Annotated in this window: 16 protein-coding genes and 1 pseudogene; 7 read left to right on the top strand and 10 right to left on the bottom strand. The window is 60.0% G+C overall.

Annotated features, from left to right (window positions below):
- Positions 1–34 precede the first annotated feature (34 nt).
- The gene (locus tag HYG82_RS34845; protein WP_179261838.1) at positions 35–1,351 is read right to left on the bottom strand and encodes an O-acetylhomoserine aminocarboxypropyltransferase/cysteine synthase family protein; all 1,317 of its coding nucleotides are present in this window, start codon (positions 1,349–1,351) and stop codon (positions 35–37) included.
- Between the two features lie 273 nt (positions 1,352–1,624).
- On the opposite strand from HYG82_RS34845, the gene HYG82_RS34850 reads away from it, so the two are divergent.
- Positions 1,625–1,963: a DsrE family protein gene (locus HYG82_RS34850; protein ID WP_179261840.1), complete on the top strand. Its 339-nt coding sequence runs from the start codon at positions 1,625–1,627 to the stop codon at positions 1,961–1,963.
- Between the two features lie 275 nt (positions 1,964–2,238).
- Here HYG82_RS34850 and HYG82_RS34855 read toward each other — a convergent pair whose 3' ends face one another.
- Positions 2,239–2,961, bottom strand: a complete 723-nt coding sequence (locus HYG82_RS34855; RefSeq protein ID WP_179261842.1) for a hypothetical protein — start codon at positions 2,959–2,961, stop codon at positions 2,239–2,241.
- A gap of 271 nt (positions 2,962–3,232) precedes the next feature.
- Positions 3,233–3,889, bottom strand: coding sequence for a DUF6517 family protein (locus HYG82_RS34860; RefSeq protein ID WP_179261844.1), 657 nt, complete (start codon positions 3,887–3,889; stop codon positions 3,233–3,235).
- Between the two features lie 146 nt (positions 3,890–4,035).
- On the opposite strand from HYG82_RS34860, the gene HYG82_RS34865 reads away from it, so the two are divergent.
- The 3 genes from HYG82_RS34865 (at position 4,036) to HYG82_RS34875 (ending at position 7,399) form a co-directional block, all read left to right on the top strand.
- Positions 4,036–5,268 (top strand): MFS transporter, encoded by a 1,233-nt coding sequence (locus tag HYG82_RS34865; RefSeq protein WP_179261846.1) that lies wholly within the window; start codon positions 4,036–4,038, stop codon positions 5,266–5,268.
- 122 nt (positions 5,269–5,390) lie between these two features.
- Entirely contained in the window at positions 5,391–5,885 is a 495-nt protein-coding gene (locus HYG82_RS34870; protein ID WP_179261848.1) for a plastocyanin/azurin family copper-binding protein, read from the top strand.
- A 401-nt stretch (positions 5,886–6,286) separates the two neighbouring features.
- The gene (locus tag HYG82_RS34875; protein ID WP_179261850.1) at positions 6,287–7,399 is read left to right on the top strand and encodes a pyridoxal-phosphate-dependent aminotransferase family protein; all 1,113 of its coding nucleotides are present in this window, start codon (positions 6,287–6,289) and stop codon (positions 7,397–7,399) included.
- Between the two features lie 367 nt (positions 7,400–7,766).
- Here the strand turns inward: HYG82_RS34875 and HYG82_RS34880 are convergent, their stop codons facing one another.
- From HYG82_RS34880 to HYG82_RS34890, 3 genes are all read right to left on the bottom strand, one after another.
- Positions 7,767–8,009: a hypothetical protein gene (locus tag HYG82_RS34880; protein WP_179261851.1), complete on the bottom strand. Its 243-nt coding sequence runs from the start codon at positions 8,007–8,009 to the stop codon at positions 7,767–7,769.
- 56 nt (positions 8,010–8,065) lie between these two features.
- Positions 8,066–9,655 (bottom strand): ATP-binding protein, encoded by a 1,590-nt coding sequence (locus HYG82_RS34885; protein ID WP_179264538.1) that lies wholly within the window; start codon positions 9,653–9,655, stop codon positions 8,066–8,068.
- A gap of 563 nt (positions 9,656–10,218) precedes the next feature.
- Entirely contained in the window at positions 10,219–10,368 is a 150-nt protein-coding gene (locus HYG82_RS34890; RefSeq protein ID WP_179261853.1) for a hypothetical protein, read from the bottom strand.
- A gap of 202 nt (positions 10,369–10,570) precedes the next feature.
- Here HYG82_RS34890 and HYG82_RS34900 point away from each other — a divergent pair, with 202 nt between their 5' ends.
- Entirely contained in the window at positions 10,571–10,741 is a 171-nt protein-coding gene (locus tag HYG82_RS34900; protein WP_179261855.1) for a hypothetical protein, read from the top strand.
- A gap of 80 nt (positions 10,742–10,821) precedes the next feature.
- Here the strand turns inward: HYG82_RS34900 and HYG82_RS34905 are convergent, their stop codons facing one another.
- Both HYG82_RS34905 and eif1A read right to left on the bottom strand, forming a co-directional pair.
- On the bottom strand, positions 10,822–11,418 hold the full coding sequence (locus tag HYG82_RS34905) for a hypothetical protein (RefSeq protein WP_179261857.1): 597 nt from the start codon (positions 11,416–11,418) through the stop codon (positions 10,822–10,824).
- Positions 11,419–11,871: 453 nt separating this feature from the next.
- Positions 11,872–12,162: a translation initiation factor eIF-1A gene (eif1A, locus tag HYG82_RS34910; protein WP_179261859.1), complete on the bottom strand. Its 291-nt coding sequence runs from the start codon at positions 12,160–12,162 to the stop codon at positions 11,872–11,874.
- Between the two features lie 145 nt (positions 12,163–12,307).
- Here eif1A and HYG82_RS34915 point away from each other — a divergent pair, with 145 nt between their 5' ends.
- Together HYG82_RS34915 and HYG82_RS34920 are read left to right on the top strand one after the other, a co-directional pair.
- Positions 12,308–12,487 carry a DUF7470 family protein gene (locus HYG82_RS34915; RefSeq protein ID WP_179261861.1) on the top strand — a complete coding sequence of 60 codons (180 nt, stop codon included), beginning with the start codon at positions 12,308–12,310 and terminating at the stop codon, positions 12,485–12,487.
- Positions 12,488–12,578: 91 nt separating this feature from the next.
- Positions 12,579–12,812 (top strand): annotated as a pseudogene (locus HYG82_RS34920) (DUF8015 family protein); the annotation flags it as partial.
- 126 nt (positions 12,813–12,938) lie between these two features.
- Here the strand turns inward: HYG82_RS34920 and HYG82_RS34925 are convergent.
- Positions 12,939–13,448 carry a hypothetical protein gene (locus tag HYG82_RS34925; RefSeq protein WP_179261863.1) on the bottom strand — a complete coding sequence of 170 codons (510 nt, stop codon included), beginning with the start codon at positions 13,446–13,448 and terminating at the stop codon, positions 12,939–12,941.
- A gap of 201 nt (positions 13,449–13,649) precedes the next feature.
- The gene (locus tag HYG82_RS34930; RefSeq protein WP_179261865.1) at positions 13,650–15,626 is read right to left on the bottom strand and encodes a DUF460 domain-containing protein; all 1,977 of its coding nucleotides are present in this window, start codon (positions 15,624–15,626) and stop codon (positions 13,650–13,652) included.
- Positions 15,627–16,376 lie beyond the last annotated feature (750 nt).

The raw sequence follows: 16,376 nt of genomic DNA on the forward strand, positions 1-16,376 counted from the left end.
TGACCCGTCGATGCCGGAGTGAGTGCGTCGTTCGTTACTTCGTGCTCTCGATCGCCTGCTCGAGATCCGCGAGGATGTCCGCGGGATCTTCGATCCCCACGGACATCCGGATGAGGTCGTCGGTCACGCCCGCGTCCTCGCGCTCCTCGGACGTCAACTGGCCGTGAGTGGTACTGGCCGGGTGGATAACCAGCGTCTTCGCGTCGCCGATGTTCGCGAGGAACTGGGCGACCTCGACGTTCTCGCAGAAGGCCTTGCCTGCTTCGTAGCCTCCCTCGAGTCCGAACGCGACCATGCCGCCGAAGTCCTCGAGATAGCGTTCGGCGTTTTCGTGGGTCGGATGGGATTCGAGGCCGGGATGGGTGACCCACGCGACGTCCTCGTGATCGTCGAGGTATTCCGCGACGATCGCCGCGTTCTCGCAGTGCTTGCTGACGCGCAGGGGCAGCGATTCGAGCCCCTGCAGCGTTTGCCAGGCGTCGAACGGCGATTGCTGATTGCCGAGGCTACGCAGCGAGCGGAACCTGGCCGTGGCGGCGAACGGTGCTTCGGGGAAGTCCCGCGAAAAGTCGACGTCGTGATAGGCGTGATTCTGTCCGGCGATTTCGTCGTAGCCGTGCTCGCCCCACGGGAACGACCCGCCGTCGACGAGGACGCCGCCGACGGTCGTCCCGGAGCCGTGGAGCCACTTGGTCGTCGACTCCCAGACGACGTCGGCGCCGTGCTCGAGCGGGCGACAGAGCGCGGGCGTCGCGAACGTGTTGTCGACCACGAGCGGGACGCCGTTTTCGTGTGCGATCTTCGCGACGCGCTCGAAATCGGGCGTGACCAGCGACGGGTTGCCGATCGTTTCGACGTGGACGAATGCCGTGTCCTCGTCGATTGCGTCGTCGTACTCGTCGTACTCGAGGGTTGGGACGAACCGGGGCTCGATGTCTCGCCGACTCGCAGTTTTCGAAAAATACGCGGTCGTTCCGCCGTACGTGTCGGTCGAACAGACCACGTTCTCGCCTGCTTTCGCGAGGATCAACACGGCGGAATCCAGCGCGGCCATGCCGCTTCCCGTCGCGACCGCACCGGCCCCGCTTTCGAGCGAGGCGAGACGGTCCTCGAGGGTCACGACGGTCGGATTGGCGATGCGAGAGTAGAGGTAGCCGTCATCCTCGAGGGCGTAGCGGGCGGCGGCCGTGTCAGCGTCCTCGAAGACGTAGGAGGTCGTCTGGTAGATCGGCGGTGCCATCGCGCCGGTGTCCGAGTCGGGGGATTGGCCCGCGTGGACGCTGCGCGTTCCGAAGCCGCGCTCGCCACGCTCGGCATCGGTATCGTGTCCGTCGCTCGCGTCGTCGCTCATGTTTAGTATGCATACTTCTCCACATTCATATGCGTCTCAGTAACGGCAAATACGGCCAGTCTAGCGAACGTCTCTCACGGTCGTGGGCCGCTCGAAACGATCCCACTCGTCAGACAGCGGACAACGCACAGGACCCGAGACGTAGTCTCACGAGTGTCCGTTCCCGTACCACGGTTTCTGTCCCTGTGGCACGTTTCGCCTGCACGGCCAGCACCAACGAGCGCTTCGCCTGCAGGCTCAATTCCTATTGCCCGATGACCTCTCGTCTCGAGCATGCAGACAGTGTTCCACCTCATCGCCGGCGATCCGGACCAACAGAAAACTGCGCTCACCATCGCTGAGAACCTCACACAGGACGAGTCAGTCGAAATCGACGACGTCGCTATCGTCGCGCAGGGCGACGGCATCGAACCGCTGAAAGCAGGCGGGAACGGCAGCGACATGGTCGAATCGCTACTGGACGACGGCATCTCGGTCAAAGCCTGCAGCAACACCCTCGATCTGAAAGACCTCGCAGAATCGGACCTCGTAGCGGACGTCGAAACCGTCCCGTCCGGCGGCGGCGAACTGACACGATTGCAAAGCGAAGGGTACGCCTACATCCGACCGTAGGCGATCGAACTCGCAATTCGGCTCGTCACCGTCGCAGTAACTTCGACTCGTCGACGCCGCAGTAACCTCAACTCGTCGACGCCGCAGTAACCGCACGGTACGGAACTGTCGGTACGGAGTCACAGAGACTGATTCGATTACCAACCGCTTCGATCGCCGTTGCCACGGAATCTGAATGCTCTCGGTTGCATCCGGAGTTCCGATGAGCACAACAGACGGCAGCGTCGAACCGAACTCGAGGATGCGTGTCCGTTACAATCTCAACCGAGCGGCAGTCACTCGATCTCGACCGACCACTCGCCGTCAGATTTGACCTCTATGTAGCCGACATCGTGGGACTCGAACGACGACGGATTCCTGATACTATCATGGTGGAACAGGAATTCGCGGGAGTCGCTCGTCGACGAGAGGAGGTTGACGCTGATGCGCTCCCCATCGTTCTCGCCGGACGGCCGGTACGTCCCGTCGAATTCGAACGGACCGTGAACTTCGTTCCCACTGCCGCTGAAAGAAAGCGGCGGGGTTTCCCCGCTCGTGTCACGCGGTTGTTGAACGACCACCTCCCAATCACCCCCGGCCACGACGCTGAGTCGGTACGATCCGCTGGTCATGTGCATGGCCGTCTGCCCATTGTAGGTCCCCGATGAATCGGCAAAGATTGTTCCTTCGCCGCCGTCCTCGGGCATAAGTCGGACGCCGAAGTCGCCGTCACCATCGTGCGTGGCGTCGACGATAGTGAGGCCACCCTCGATAGCGAAGTCATCGGTAAGCGACTCACCGCTTCCGGAGAACTCTTGCTGGCCCGACTCGGTCGCGGGGCCCCCGTCCTCGTCGGTCTCGTTTCCGGTATCGTCTCCGCTATCAGTGTCAGTTCCGTTGTCGGCACCCCCGGTACCCTCAGGGTCGTCGGTGTCTTCGGCTACATCGTTCGTACAGCCGGCAAGCGGGAGTGCGAGACCTCCCAGTGAAACGACTTGCATGACGCGTCTTCGTTTCATCTGAGCGCGTGCGTACACTCGGGCGTTTGTTTAGTATAGATAGATTACCGACAGCGAGAACTGAGGCGCCGCATCGACGACTCAGTTACGAGAGGCTACACGACCACTGCCTGTCATCCCTCGAGGATCAGACTATCGCCGCCAGTGAGAGAACGGTCACGGGCCACCGCGTCCCCTCCTCGGTAACCGGTCTTCGAAACGTCACCGCGTCAGCCCCTCGAGGCCCGACAGCCCAACCATTTCGGCTCGACTGTACCAGCAGGGTGCCTCGTTACTCGTGCTCGAGCGACTCGAGCAGCGTTCGGACCTCGTCGGACTCGGTCTCGAGGCCCTGGACCTGCGGATAGGCCGCGACACAGATCACGAAGTCGTCGCCGTGAGCGACGGGCTCGCTAACCTGCACGTAGACGTCGAGCGTAGTCTCCTGGGCGAGCAATCGGGCGCGCGCGTCGTATCGAGCGAGCGTCGTTTCGGTACCCAGAATCGAGATCGATTCCGCGTCGACGTACTCGACGTCCTCGAGACGGTCGTACCGGCTCTGGATCAACTCGACGAGATCCGCCGTCGAGTACTCTCCGACGGGATTGAACGTCTTCCCGAGGAACGATATTTGTGGCGTCGTGAGGGCAGCGACGATAGCCGCCTGCACGCGTGTCAGCCCGAGCTCATCGAGTGACACCGACCGGTCATACTCGGCGTACCAGTTTCGAACCTCGACGGTTCGCTCGATCCCGAACCGGCCGACGGTCCGCTCGATGGGGACCTCATCGACTGCGTGTTTGCTGTAGCCGCTTTCCTCGAGTGCCCCCCCGGAGACGGTCGCCGGCGTCGATGAAAGCGTGTCTCGAAGCAACCCGGTGCAGCCGGCGAGGGACCCCATCCCGGTCGTCGCTCCCGCCGCGAGGAGCTGTCGACGCGTGATTGTCATCGGTAGCTACGGGACGGCACCGAAGGAAAATACATCGGTTTCAGCTGCGCCGTGACGGGGACCAGACGTTCGGCCCGACGGAGTGCCGGTAATTCGATCGCGCCGAATCGGAGGATTTCATACGCTCGGAGCGCCAAGGATCCGCCGTGCACTCGAGTGACCGCGATCGGGTCGTGCTCGCCGCGCTCGTCTTCGCGGTGTTGTTCTCGCAGGTGTTGCTCTATCCGGGCGTCGCGACGCTCGTGGAGACGCTGGGTGCTGACGCGGGGACGTCGGCGTTTGCGGCGACCGCGCTCGACGCGAGCATGTGGTTTCTGGTCGCCGAGTTCGCCGCCTACGTCGCGTTCGTCGGCGTCTGGGGGGTTGCGAGCGATGTGACCGGCCGCCGCCGCTCTTTCATCGTCGCCGGTGCGCTGACCGGTGCGGTCGGTTACGCCGCCCTCGCTGCCGTCCCCACGATTGGAGCGGTTCCGTTCGAGGGCGTCCTTCTGCTGCGTGTTTTCCAGGGGGCGATGACCATCGGCGCGTTCTCCCTGACGATGACCATGCTGATGGATCTCGAGGGCGGTCACGGTCGGAACATGGGCGCGGCCGGCATCGCGATCGGGCTCGGCGCTGCTCTGGGCGCCCCCGCCGGCGGGCAACTGACGGAGCTGTCTCCCATCGCACCGCTAGTCGTCGCGGCCAGCCTTCTCGTCTGCGTGGGCGCGCTCGTCTCGCTCGTCGGCGACCGCACGCCTGACGACCGGCGGACGGCTCGCGCACTCGTCGAAGGCGTCCGAGGACGACCGACAGTCTTGGTTCCGTACGCGTTCGGCTTCGTCGATCGACTCACGGCAGGCTTTTTCGCCCTCGTCGGGACGCTCTACTTTCAGGACACCTTCGGAATCGGAGCCGGGACGACTGGCCTCCTGCTGGCGTGTTTTTTCGGCCCGTTCGCCCTGTTGCAGTATCCGATGGGTGCCCTTTCGGATCGAATCGGCCGAACCGTTCCGATCGTCGTCGGATCAGTGTGTTACGGCGTCGGCATTCTCGCCGTCGGAGCCGTACCGTCCGTTCCGACTGCTGCGGTGGCGATGGTCGGCGTCGGCGTTCTCGGAGCGCTGGTCGCTCCGGCGACGATGGCGCTGGTCACCGACCTCGCCGACGAGAGCGAGCGCGGAACCGCCATGGCCGGATTCAACCTCGCCGGCAGCGTCGGCTTTTTAGGTGGGTTTCTCCTCGGCGGGATCGTCGCCGGCAGCTACGGCTACGAACTCGCATTCATCGTCGTGGGCGGCCTCGAGATCGCGATTGCCGTCGTTACCGTTCCGATATTCCTTCGACTGTCGGTGGGACGAACCGATCGGTTCCAGACCGGCGATCACGGCGACGCGTGATCAAGACCGGGGCATGTCAAGTAATCAGCCGGTGCAAGACTCTTACTTTGTGGTATGTGTGGTCATAACATTGTGGGGGCGGAAGGTATCAATTTTTATGTTCACACTCCCAAATCCCGCTGATGGCACGAGATAAGGCAGTTTCACGGCGGACAGCACTGAAGGTGACGGGCGCGGCCGCATCGACAGCGCTCGTCGCCGGTTGCAGCAGCGGTGGCGGCAACGGGAACGGCAATGGAAACGGCAACGGCAACGGTAACGGTAACGGCAGCGGCAGCGGCCCCGTCGAAATCGAGGCCGGATCGACGATCATGTTCGAAGCCGACGGCCAGTCGTGGGTCGGCAAGGAACCGTCCGGGATCGAAGGCAAGACGAACCCGACGATTCAGCTCACTGACGGCGAGTCGTACACGATCGGCTGGACGCAGAACGAACCCGGCCACAACATCGCGCTCTACAACAGCGACGGAAGCGTGTACAACGGCAAAAAGACGGAGGTCGCCTCCAGCACTGGCGAGGGCCAGACGCTCGAGTTCACGGCCAGCACGGACATCGCGGAATACGTCTGTATTCCCCACTACTCGAGCGGAATGAAAGGCACTATCGAAGTCGAGTAAGATCGTCGATAGTTTCGATTTCGCTCTTCGAGTCGGCGCGACGACGACACGGCCGGTTGGCCCGTTCATTCACGAACAGGGTCCACAGCTACCGTCTTTTCTCTCTTCAGTTTCATCCGCAGAGCGCCATTCCAGGCCGCTAGCGGAACGATTTCGATGACACTACCCGCGGCAGTACCGCCGACAGCATTGCCTGAGGCGCTCTCGTGGTGACGGCCGATGAGCCGGTGGCGCTATCCAAACCGGTACGACGCCGTCAGTGAGAAACGAAGCGTCGTGTTCGGCGGCGTCACGGTTCGCTGCTCGACAGATTAGCCCGCCGACCGGCTACGGTCTCCCGATGCGCCATCAAAAGTACCATACCACTTCGCGACCCAGTAGGCTGTACTCAGGTGAATTGCGTGACCACGAAACGCGAATATAAAGACGACTACCCAGACAAAACGCTGTATATCCCGGGCCCGACCGAGGTTCGTGCGGACGTTATCGAAGCGATGTGCGAGCCGATGTTCGGTCACCGCATGGACCGGATGACGGACCTGTACACGACCATCGTCGAAGACACGAAAGAGTTCCTCGGCACCGACAACGACGTCGTCATCCTGACGGGGTCGGGGACCGAGTTCATGGAGAGTTCGATCCTCAACCTCGTCGACGAAAACGTCCTCTGTACGACCTGTGGCAGTTTCAGCGAGCGACAGGCCAACGTCGCCGAACGTCTCGGCAAGTCCGTCGAGACCCTCGAGTACGAGTGGGGTCGGGCGGTCAAACCCGAGGACGTCCGCGAAGCGCTCGAGGAAAGGGATACCGAGTACGACGCCGTGACCTGCGTGATGAACGAGAGTTCGACCGGCGTCCGCAACCCCATCGAGGAGATTGGCGACGTCGTGGCCGAGTATCCGGACACGTACTTCGTCGTCGACGCCGTCTCGTCGCTTGGCGGCGACTACGTCGACATCGACAACCACGGCATCGACGTCATCTTCACCTCGGTTCAGAAGGCCTTCGCGATGCCCCCCGGACTGGCGGTCTGCGTCGTCAGCGACGACGCCTACGAGCGCGAACTCGAGAGCGACTCCGCGTCGTGGTACGGCGGATTCCAGCGGACGCTCGATTACTACGACCGGAAGGGCCAGACCCACTCGACGCCGGCGATTCCGATCATGTTGGCCTACCGCAAACAGATGAAGTACATGCTCGAGGAGGGCCACGACGCCCGCGACGAGCGTCATCGAGAGATGGCCGAGTACACGCGCGAGTGGGCCCGCAACCACTTCGACATGTTTCCCGAGGAGGGGTACGAATCGCAGACGGTGGCCTGCATCGAGAACACGCAGGGAATCGACGTGGCCGAGACCATCGAGGCCGTCGATGAACAGTACGACATGGTGTTTTCGAACGGGTACGGCTCCCAACTCGGCGAAAAGACGTTTCGGATCGGTCACATGGGTGAACACGACCTCGAGTCGATCACGGAACTCACCGACGCAATCGAAGACGTCGCCGGATTGTAAGTCTCGTTCGCAAACGTTCGAGGGCGCGAATCTAGATCCGACTCGCCGAAGCCGCCCCCGACATCTCCGCCTCGGGGACCGGTCGCGGACCGATTTGAGGGTGTACACGAGCCAGATTGCAGTCGGATACGCTCGTTCAAACGTTCGCGGTATCGGCTGTGTCGAACTCTCCGATACGCCCCTCAAATCACCGGTCAGAACGACCCACCGATTGCGATGTAGACGAAGATACCGACGGTGGTCGCGATTACGTCGAGTACGAACAGAACGGCGAAGCCTTACGATTCCATGCCGTCGATGCGCTGGCCCCGCGACTTAATTCTTGTCGACTGAACTATCTAGCGGGAGAAGTCCACCGCAGGACCGCTCACTCGGTTTTCGTCGGCAGACGAGCCATCGTGTCGGTCGAAACCGCGAGTAACCCGATGCCGGCCACACAATCCGGACAGTAGCTTCGGCTGACCGCTCGGTACCGATCGGCGAGGTCGGGACACGGCTCGCTCGAGACGCGGATCACTCGATCCCCGCGTACCGCCTCGCCGGGGCGATCGCAGCGGTCTGCATACGGTGGGTCGTTGCTCCAGACCTCGAAACGATTCCCTGAAACCACGATAGAATGTAGCACGGAAATGGTAACTCTACGGATGAAACCCATTGCCCATTAGGTCAGAAGAGACGGTCAGCGTTTCTTACCCTACGTCTTAATTGCTCATCGATACGGGCTACCCAGGGGAGGACGTATTTGTATCCCCACGCGGTGAACACTCCAAGCGACAGTCCCCAAACGAGGTGACTCAGCATCAACGAAAACGAGATATTCGGAAGCGATGCAGGAATCCCTAACAGTCGCAACCAAATCGGTGCAATGACACCAGCGGCAACGATCCACAGAACGAGCGCCCAGCCAATTCCGATAGCCGCGTAGGTGAATACGCTCTCACGATATTGTTCCGGTGCCAATGAGACGAGACTGACGAAGACGAAGCCGAAAACTACGCTGTGAAACTCATGCGTTATCCAACCGACGGTTTGATTCGCGGTCCCGTAAAAAACCCCAATACCAGCGATAGCACCCCCGAGAGCCTCCGACGTAATTCCATATAGCACGCCCGCAATCAACGCTGCCAGTAGGGTGACGAGCAGGGAAGGAAGAGCGAGGCGTACGCCAGCTAGGTTCGCATGACTCGCCTCCACACTTCTGATCTCATCCTCCACCTTGGGAAGTACGACCGTGACTGTTGTCCCGTTCTCCGTGACCTCAGTTTCGATCCTCCCTTCATAACTCTCGACGAGTAGACGAACGACGTTCAACCCGAATCCTGCTGTGGGATCGTCGAACTCCTCAATATCGCCGGTTTCAAGCAGATGCTGTTGATTCTCGGGGAGGCCAGGTCCTTCGTCTGCCACGCTGACACGGACGCTATTCTTCATCTCGGTAACTGTGACTACAGGGTTGTCGTCCACCGCGTGGACTATGGAATTATCAATCAAATGTGTGAAAACCTGCGGTAGCCGGTTGTTGGCTCGTACCGTGAGATTTTCCGGGACGTTTCCGACCGAGACATTGGCGTTCGGATGTTGGTCGGTGACTGTTGATATGCTCTCCCGTAGACACTCTTCCAGAGAGACTGGAACACTTGGCGTCTTTCCTTGGTTAGTTTGCTGGCTGAGGAACTTCACTTCTTCAATGGTCTGCTCGATGACAAGTGAACTCTCCTCAATCGCTTTCGTGGCATCTAGGTTTTCGTTGCTATTTGCCGTCGCATATCCCTGGATAATAGACACCGCGTTGAGTACTTCGTGACGGAGCAACCGGTTGAAAACTACCAATCGGTTTGCCTGTTGCTGGAGGTCACTCCGTTGTTGTTGGGTGCGTGAGGCATAGAGTCCTGTTAAGGTACCACCGATACTCCCGCCGATAAGAAAGTTCGAGAGATACGTTTGCGAGCGAGTCGTCGCAAAGTCCGCGAAGCCATTTTGAGAGGATCCCAAAATAGTGAGGACGACAAGAGCGAACATCGTAACAAAACCAATGACGCACCAAAGTGCCGTCGTCCGGACCAGCGACACTTTCACATCAGCGACTGCCAGCGCCATGCCGAAGGCTGCCAATCCAAGACCGAGTGCCAGCGGCACAATTCCCCCAAGATAGAACTGGATCGGTTCCTCATAGATAGCGAGTGTAACCGTAAACCGCGTCGTGAAGAATCCGATCCCAGCGATGACGAAACCGCTATAGTTCATACGCGTATCCATCACACATCGTGAAATTACATACGCCTTTTATAAATATTCTCCACAATATACAGTTTGCTCAAACAGAGATTTTCTCTTGAAGGATACACGAAAGGAACAGTTATCGGACGCTGTTTACGGAGAGACAATTAGCGTTCCGTACCAGTCAGGAGCCACACTTTGCAAGGCGAGTGCCAACGCTGGCTACAAAATAAGAGTCACGTCTCCAGCACGAACCGATGGACGCACGTTGCTGTTGACAGAACTTCTTCTGGTAACCATACATATCTACGGACCGGCTGATTCCGCCTCGATCTTCCGGAACTAACGGTGGTAGCATGCTAAACTCATCCTCTACATTCAGTGCATTTCCACCGACATATTATTGGTAAACGGCTATCGCCGGTGCTAAATACAGAGCGCATATCGGTCACAAGACCCTCCCGACTTTGGCGTTACGTACAGATGAACAATGGAGTAGCTAATTCAGTGACAGCATGCCACGATCCATCTTTAACCAGCGAGGGAACCCCGACCTTTAGGCCGGATAGGGAATCGTATCACGTGACTCCACTCTCTACCGCTCAATCGGCACTCTCGGAATCCAACTCCCGCTGAGCGTGGAGTAGCATCCCTTTCCCCGTAAGACCGTGGTGCTCTTTCGTCTCTTTCAGGCTTCCGTACTGTGATTCGACGTCGAACTCTATCTTGACGCACCCGATGTTTAGTTTCATACCTATATTACATTAAAGAGAGATAGTGTCGTAGTAATTGGTGTGTCCGAGACGGTGACGAAAACGCTGCAAGCCACACTTGCCACGCCCACCACGGGCAAAGAGCAACGCCTGCAGAACCTCTTGGACACCTACCGCGACGCACTCCACGCCGCCTTTGACGCTCGAAAGTGGCAGTCGAGCGCGACACCTCCGCAAAGAGATGTTCACGACTCTGAAGCGCCTGCAGGAACGTGACGCCACCGAGTGGCGGATCGACGAGCGAGAACCCCTCGCAAATGACGCTCGCGGCGTGCTCGGACTGAAACCTGCCAACCTGGATTCCCCGTGGAGGGGAAGCCCCGCCGTCGTCGGACGACGCCCGACTGCCTGAGGGACCGACGGTCCCTCTCCGTTTACGGCGGGGAGGATGTCACCTGAATACAATCGATGGACTCTGAACCGGATGCGCCATTAGGGAAGTCCAACGTCGGTCACATCGCTGCCTGTACCGATGTCGATGACACCGTTTCGGTGTATACTGATGCCGTATCCGAGGAGGGAAACTTCCAAAATGATGTCAGTACCAGAGCCACCGTCGCTTCTGAGTGCGTTTTTGGCAGCGAACGTGATTGCCTCCAAACGCGGGGAGGCATCGGTGATAGGTTTGCGTACCTCCTCTGGCGTGTCTCGAATCACGCCTTCGACGGTGAAGGCAATCGCACCGGGATGTGTGTTGTTCACGTCGGAGTTGTCGTCTGATGACGAGGGAATTGTATCCATTCCGGGCGAAAGATCGTTCGTATCGGGACTCTCTACACCGATGTCTACCGTATCGAGCCGGAGAGACGCCTCTTTCGAAAGGTCGATGTTGACGGTTTCTGACTCGCCGATTGCCATCTCGATCTCGACCGGTCTCAGAGACGATCCTGCGAATTCTTCCAGCACGTCCCTAGTCATCGTTATCACCCCCTCGGCTGCAAATGCGACTCGAGCCGGTGGTTTCGTCTCGATGACTTGGTCGGTTACTTGGACGCTCTGATCTTCCTTGAGATTCACTGTAATACTCATTCGATCCCTCTTTGTTCTCCGGATACGATGAGCAGGAGCATAATATGGCTGGCGCTATTTCGGAGAATTTTCTTTAGATACTAAAAAATAACATCCGGTGTTTCGGACTTCCCTAACGGTTCGTTCGTGAGCGACCGCGCTGATCAATTCAACCGCTCTAGTAAGCAGGGATTTTTCGTCATCTACTGACGATTTCAACAGAGCCGAGTGGAAATATCGGAACCCCCTTCGAGAACTCGCTCGAGCACCGGCGAACGAGCGGTTCGCAGAATCCAAGTGATGCCGTTGACCGCGAGCGCGGGAGGCGCGAGCGGGCCGACGATTGATCCGGAATGAACGCAGTGAATGGTGGGGAACGAGGAGTGTTTTTGATCGAAATTTTGCCGAGGGATGCGACGGCGCCGGTAGCGACGCTGCCGGGCGCCGTCGGAGACCGCAGCGTAAAATTCCGGTTTACTGAATATGGCCTTCGCGCCGAAGTTGGTCGGCATCGCTTTTCTCGTAGCGCCAGGTGATGTCGGCCTTTTCGTCCTGCCAGTCCCACGGTTCGACGAGGACGACGTCGTCCTCGCGGATCCAGATGCGTTTTTGCATCTTGCCGGGAATCCGCGCGGTGCGTTCTTTCCCGTCGGCACAGCGTACCTTCACCCGATTCGCCCCGAGCATGTTGGTGACGGTCGCGAAGACCTCGTCGTCCTCGGGCATCCGGAGGTTCTTCCGACCGCCGTCACCGTCGTCGCTCATGGCCGCGGGTTCGCGGTCGAGGGGTTTAACGTTTTATCGATCCTGCGCCGGTCCAGCGGCGTGAGTGGCGAGCGCGGGGATGCGTGAGGCGTTTGCGAGCGGAGAAACCACGCCGTTTATTTCGTTCGCCTCGACAGCCCTCCGTATGTTGCGAAACCTCGGTGCGCTCGGTCTCGCAGGTATCGCTCTCCTGCTCGCCGGTATCGCTCTCATCGCGTACGAAAACCTGTTGATCGCCGTCGGCATGGCGCTTATCGTCGCCGGTCTCGGCCTCGTCGTCCGATCGTTGATCTCCGGGCTGCTACAGAACTTCGGCATGTTCTGACCGCTCTCGAGCGTCGATTGCCCCACGTACCAAGGCTGAAGCGTTTCACTCCTGATCCGCGTCTCCCTCGTATGGATATACGCTCCAGTACTCCGATCTCATATTGGGCGGTATCGGGACGAGCCTCGGAATCGGAGTCCTGATCGGCGACGTGACGTCCATCCCGTCTCCAGTTGCGATCGTCGGGCTCGGTGCCGTCGCGATCGGGCTCATCGCCCACGCGCTGTTCCTCAACGGCCCGGTCGGCGACATTGACGACCTGACCGAAGAGGTCGCCATAGTGGAGGTGCCGATGGTGCTGTCGCCGATGGAATCGGCAGACTGAGATCGCATCCCTGCGTATCTGCGCGGCTCGAGAGCGAGTTCGGAATCCCACTTTCCCTGGTACGTCGGTATCCGGTCGCTGTGCTCTGCCGGAGCGCTGGCAGAGTCTTGGTCCGCCAGGATCCCGTCAATCCGGGGCCTCGTCAGCCATCGAAAGCCACGCTACTGCGAGAAACCACCCTCCCGATGCGAGGGTAAAGTCGGGCGATCCGTACGGGGTTACAAAAGACACGAGCCCGGTGAGCGTCATCGCAATCCCGGCGAGGGCCGGCAGTCGACTATGGAAACGCTCGGGTTCGGTGATCGCAGTGGCAAGACCGAAGCCACAGATCACGCCACCGCCCACGAAGATGCCCGTAAACCCAGCGAGAAAGACGATTTCCAGCAGCGGTCGATCGACACTCGCAGCTCCTGTACCGAGTCGCAATGCGAATATCCGCCCGAGAAATCCACAGCTACTCCCGACGGCGAAGAACAGTCGACCGATACGATCACTGGCGACGTAATCACCCCGATGAGCGGCCCGGTAGCTGACGACGAACGGGATGCCGATTACGATCACGGAGAACGCGGCTGTCGCCGCTCCATCGCCAGGATGGTACTGGGGAACGAACTGTATCGCTTCCGACCCGACCACCTGATAGAGGAACGCGGGGACGAACCGATTGCTAGCATCCTCAGTTCACCCCGAACACCGTCCTGTCGTACTGGTGCCGATAGCATAGCCGCGCATAATACTCGTGGGACAGGGACGAAAATAAAGTCCGGACTGAGCTCGCTTCCGGATCGAACGGGAGACACCGACGGATTTCGATCGCCGTCGGTCGGGAACTCGCCGCTACACTTCGTTATCGCCTGCCCGGTGTTCGCTGATGAGCTGGTCGACCATCGCCGCCTTGCGGTCCCGCTTTCGATCCCGCGCGCGCTCGTGCCAGTCGTCGATTACGGCTTCGACGTCGTCCTCGCGGGCGACGGCGAGTTCGTCAACTTCCTGCATCGCGACGTCGTCGGCGGGGCCGACCGGAATCTCGGCGTCGAAGAGGAGTTCGTCGGCAATCTCCGAGAGGCCGCCGTCCTTAATGATGACGCGGGGGTCGAACTCCGCCATGAGTTCGGCCGTCGATCGGCCCGCGCCGCTTGCGTCCCGGATGTAGACGACGTCGCCGGACGCGATGCCGTACTGTTCGTCTGCCTTGCGGATCGCGCCCTTCGTGAACTTCTCTACGACCTTGACCGGGACCAACCCCTCTTTCTTCGCCGAGACGTCGCTGAAGTTCGAGTGATCGAGCTTCCAGAGCGCTTTCATTCGCTCGACTTTCTTCTCGAGCGTTTCGACCTCCTCGCGGGCGTCGTCGCGCTCGCGTTCGAGCCGATTGGCTTTCCGCTCGAGGCGGCTCACCTCCCGATTGCGACGGACTTCTTGTCGTTCCTCGCGGCGAGCGGTACTGAGCTCCGTCTCGAGTTCGTCGATTCGGTCGTCGCGATCCTCGATGCGTCCCTCGAGGCGCTCGACGTGTGATTGGAGGCGCTCGACCTGCCGTTCCAGATCTTTGATTCGCTTTTCCTCTGCGGTAAGCTCGCGGGGTTCGTGTTCGGTTGCCTCTTCTTCATCGCCGGCTTCGTCGTCGGTCAGGTCCCGCAGGACTGCCTCGACGCTTTCCTCGCCGGCGACGACACGGGCGGTGACCTCACCCCGATCGATTCCCGGCGGGAGCTTGTCCGCGATCCGCCTGAATTGACCCTCGTGGGCGTCGATGGCGTACAGTGCGGCTGCCATCGCGTCGCGCTGGTGGTCGTTGTCGTAGGGGTGGTCGCGGGTTCGGTGCTGTTTCTCGTCGATCGGCAGGTCCCGGTCGGGCGTCCAGCCCGCGGCATCGAAGCTCCGGCGGAACTTCTCGACGGTCTCGGGCATCGGCGTCACGTCGGCTGCGACGATGATCGGTCGGCCCCGCTCGACGATCCACTCGATTACGTCGGCGGTGTCGCTGGTACGTGAACTCCAGACGTCGAGCACCTCTCCCTCGAGGCCGACGATCGCGACGGCAGTCGTCGTTCCGGGATCGATCCCGACGACGACGTGATCTCGGCGTTTGACGAGCGGGCTGAACTCGATGCCGTCGCGGCGCTGGCGCTCGATCTCGACACGGACGTCGCCCGATCGATTGCGCGAGACGGGAATGTCGTTCGGCTTGGCCTGGACGGTGAAGACGGCGTTTGCGTACCCGCCGTAGGACTCCCGAACCTCTTTTTCGAACTCGAGGTTTTCGTCCTCGAGTTCGGATTCAACTTCGCGGGATCGGCGTTTGACGGAGCCGTGAATGCGACGGGTATAGCGGTCTTCGCTCCAGCCACCGCTGCCGGTCGAGCGGCCCCGCGAGACCTTGACTTCGGTCGTATCCGTAAACGCGGATACCTCGTAACCGACGTTGTGGGCGGCAAGCCGAGCGGCGGCCTCGGCTTCTTTCATTGGGTCCTTTCCGTAGGGGATTCCGTGGCGTTTCGCGACGCGAGAGAGCGGCTCGGGTTGCTCGTCACCGGTCACCTGGACGAGTCGAGTGCCGGCGGGCAGCGAACCGAGGAAGTGGATGAGCTGATCCTTGTCGGCTGCGAGCTCGTACATGTTGTCCGTCGCGACGATTGCCGGCTCTTCGTCGTCGATTAGACGCCTGAGTTTCCGGTGAGAAACGACGTCACGGGTGACGTCGTCGCCGTTGAAAACCGTCAGTGCGTACGATGGCGCATCACCACGCACGTCACCGCTCTGGATGTCGACTCCGAAGACGACCGCATCGAGCGCACTCGTTCGCGTACTCACAGGGGGGTATAGGAACGAGTCGGCTATAAATCCGACGCGGCACTTCTGTCCGTGAGTCAGCCCGGAACTGATTGGTGTCCCGGTCGTGATCGGCACTCTTCCCGAGTAGTGGATGCTGACCGCCGATACCGGGATGTGCGAGGCGTTCAGGAGGCGGGCGCTGACGGTACGACGTAGCCAGTGGAGCGGGTATCCGGTTTACAGGCGCGTTTCACCAGACGGACCGTCTAGTCCGTTTTCGTGGGTTACGATCCGGTTCTGTCGGGGGCAGTCAGTCAGACGATTTCGCGGTCCTGAATCGGCTGTGAGCGAGAATATGAAACAAAAATCATTATTTTGCCTGTGAAGATATAATTACTGAGCCAGTAGTATAAAATTTCATTACGCTTTCTATCGTATACATATCGGGGCCAGCGTTCCCTGACGACGAATCGAAAGTTTCGTTCCTCAGGTGCGTACGTCAGACCATGTCAGAGAACGAAAATCAAACGGATTCGAAGGCGCAGTCTACTAGCCGAAACGGTGGCGTCTCGGCAGGCTATCGAACGATATCGGCGCCTCATGGGGGCGAGTACATTTTCGATCGGCAGCCCCGGCGTCGTCACGGGCGTTGCAACGGCTTAGATTGGCGATTCGCTACTGAACGAGGGACCTCGTTAGTCGCCTTTGCAGACCCTCTCGAGTGGTTCTTGGAAATCAGATCATCTGAGACAATGGTACAAACTGACACGGAATCTGTTGCGATGAACG

This window comes from Natrinema halophilum (genome assembly GCF_013402815.2).
Classification (GTDB): Archaea; Halobacteriota; Halobacteria; order Halobacteriales; family Natrialbaceae; genus Natrinema; species Natrinema halophilum.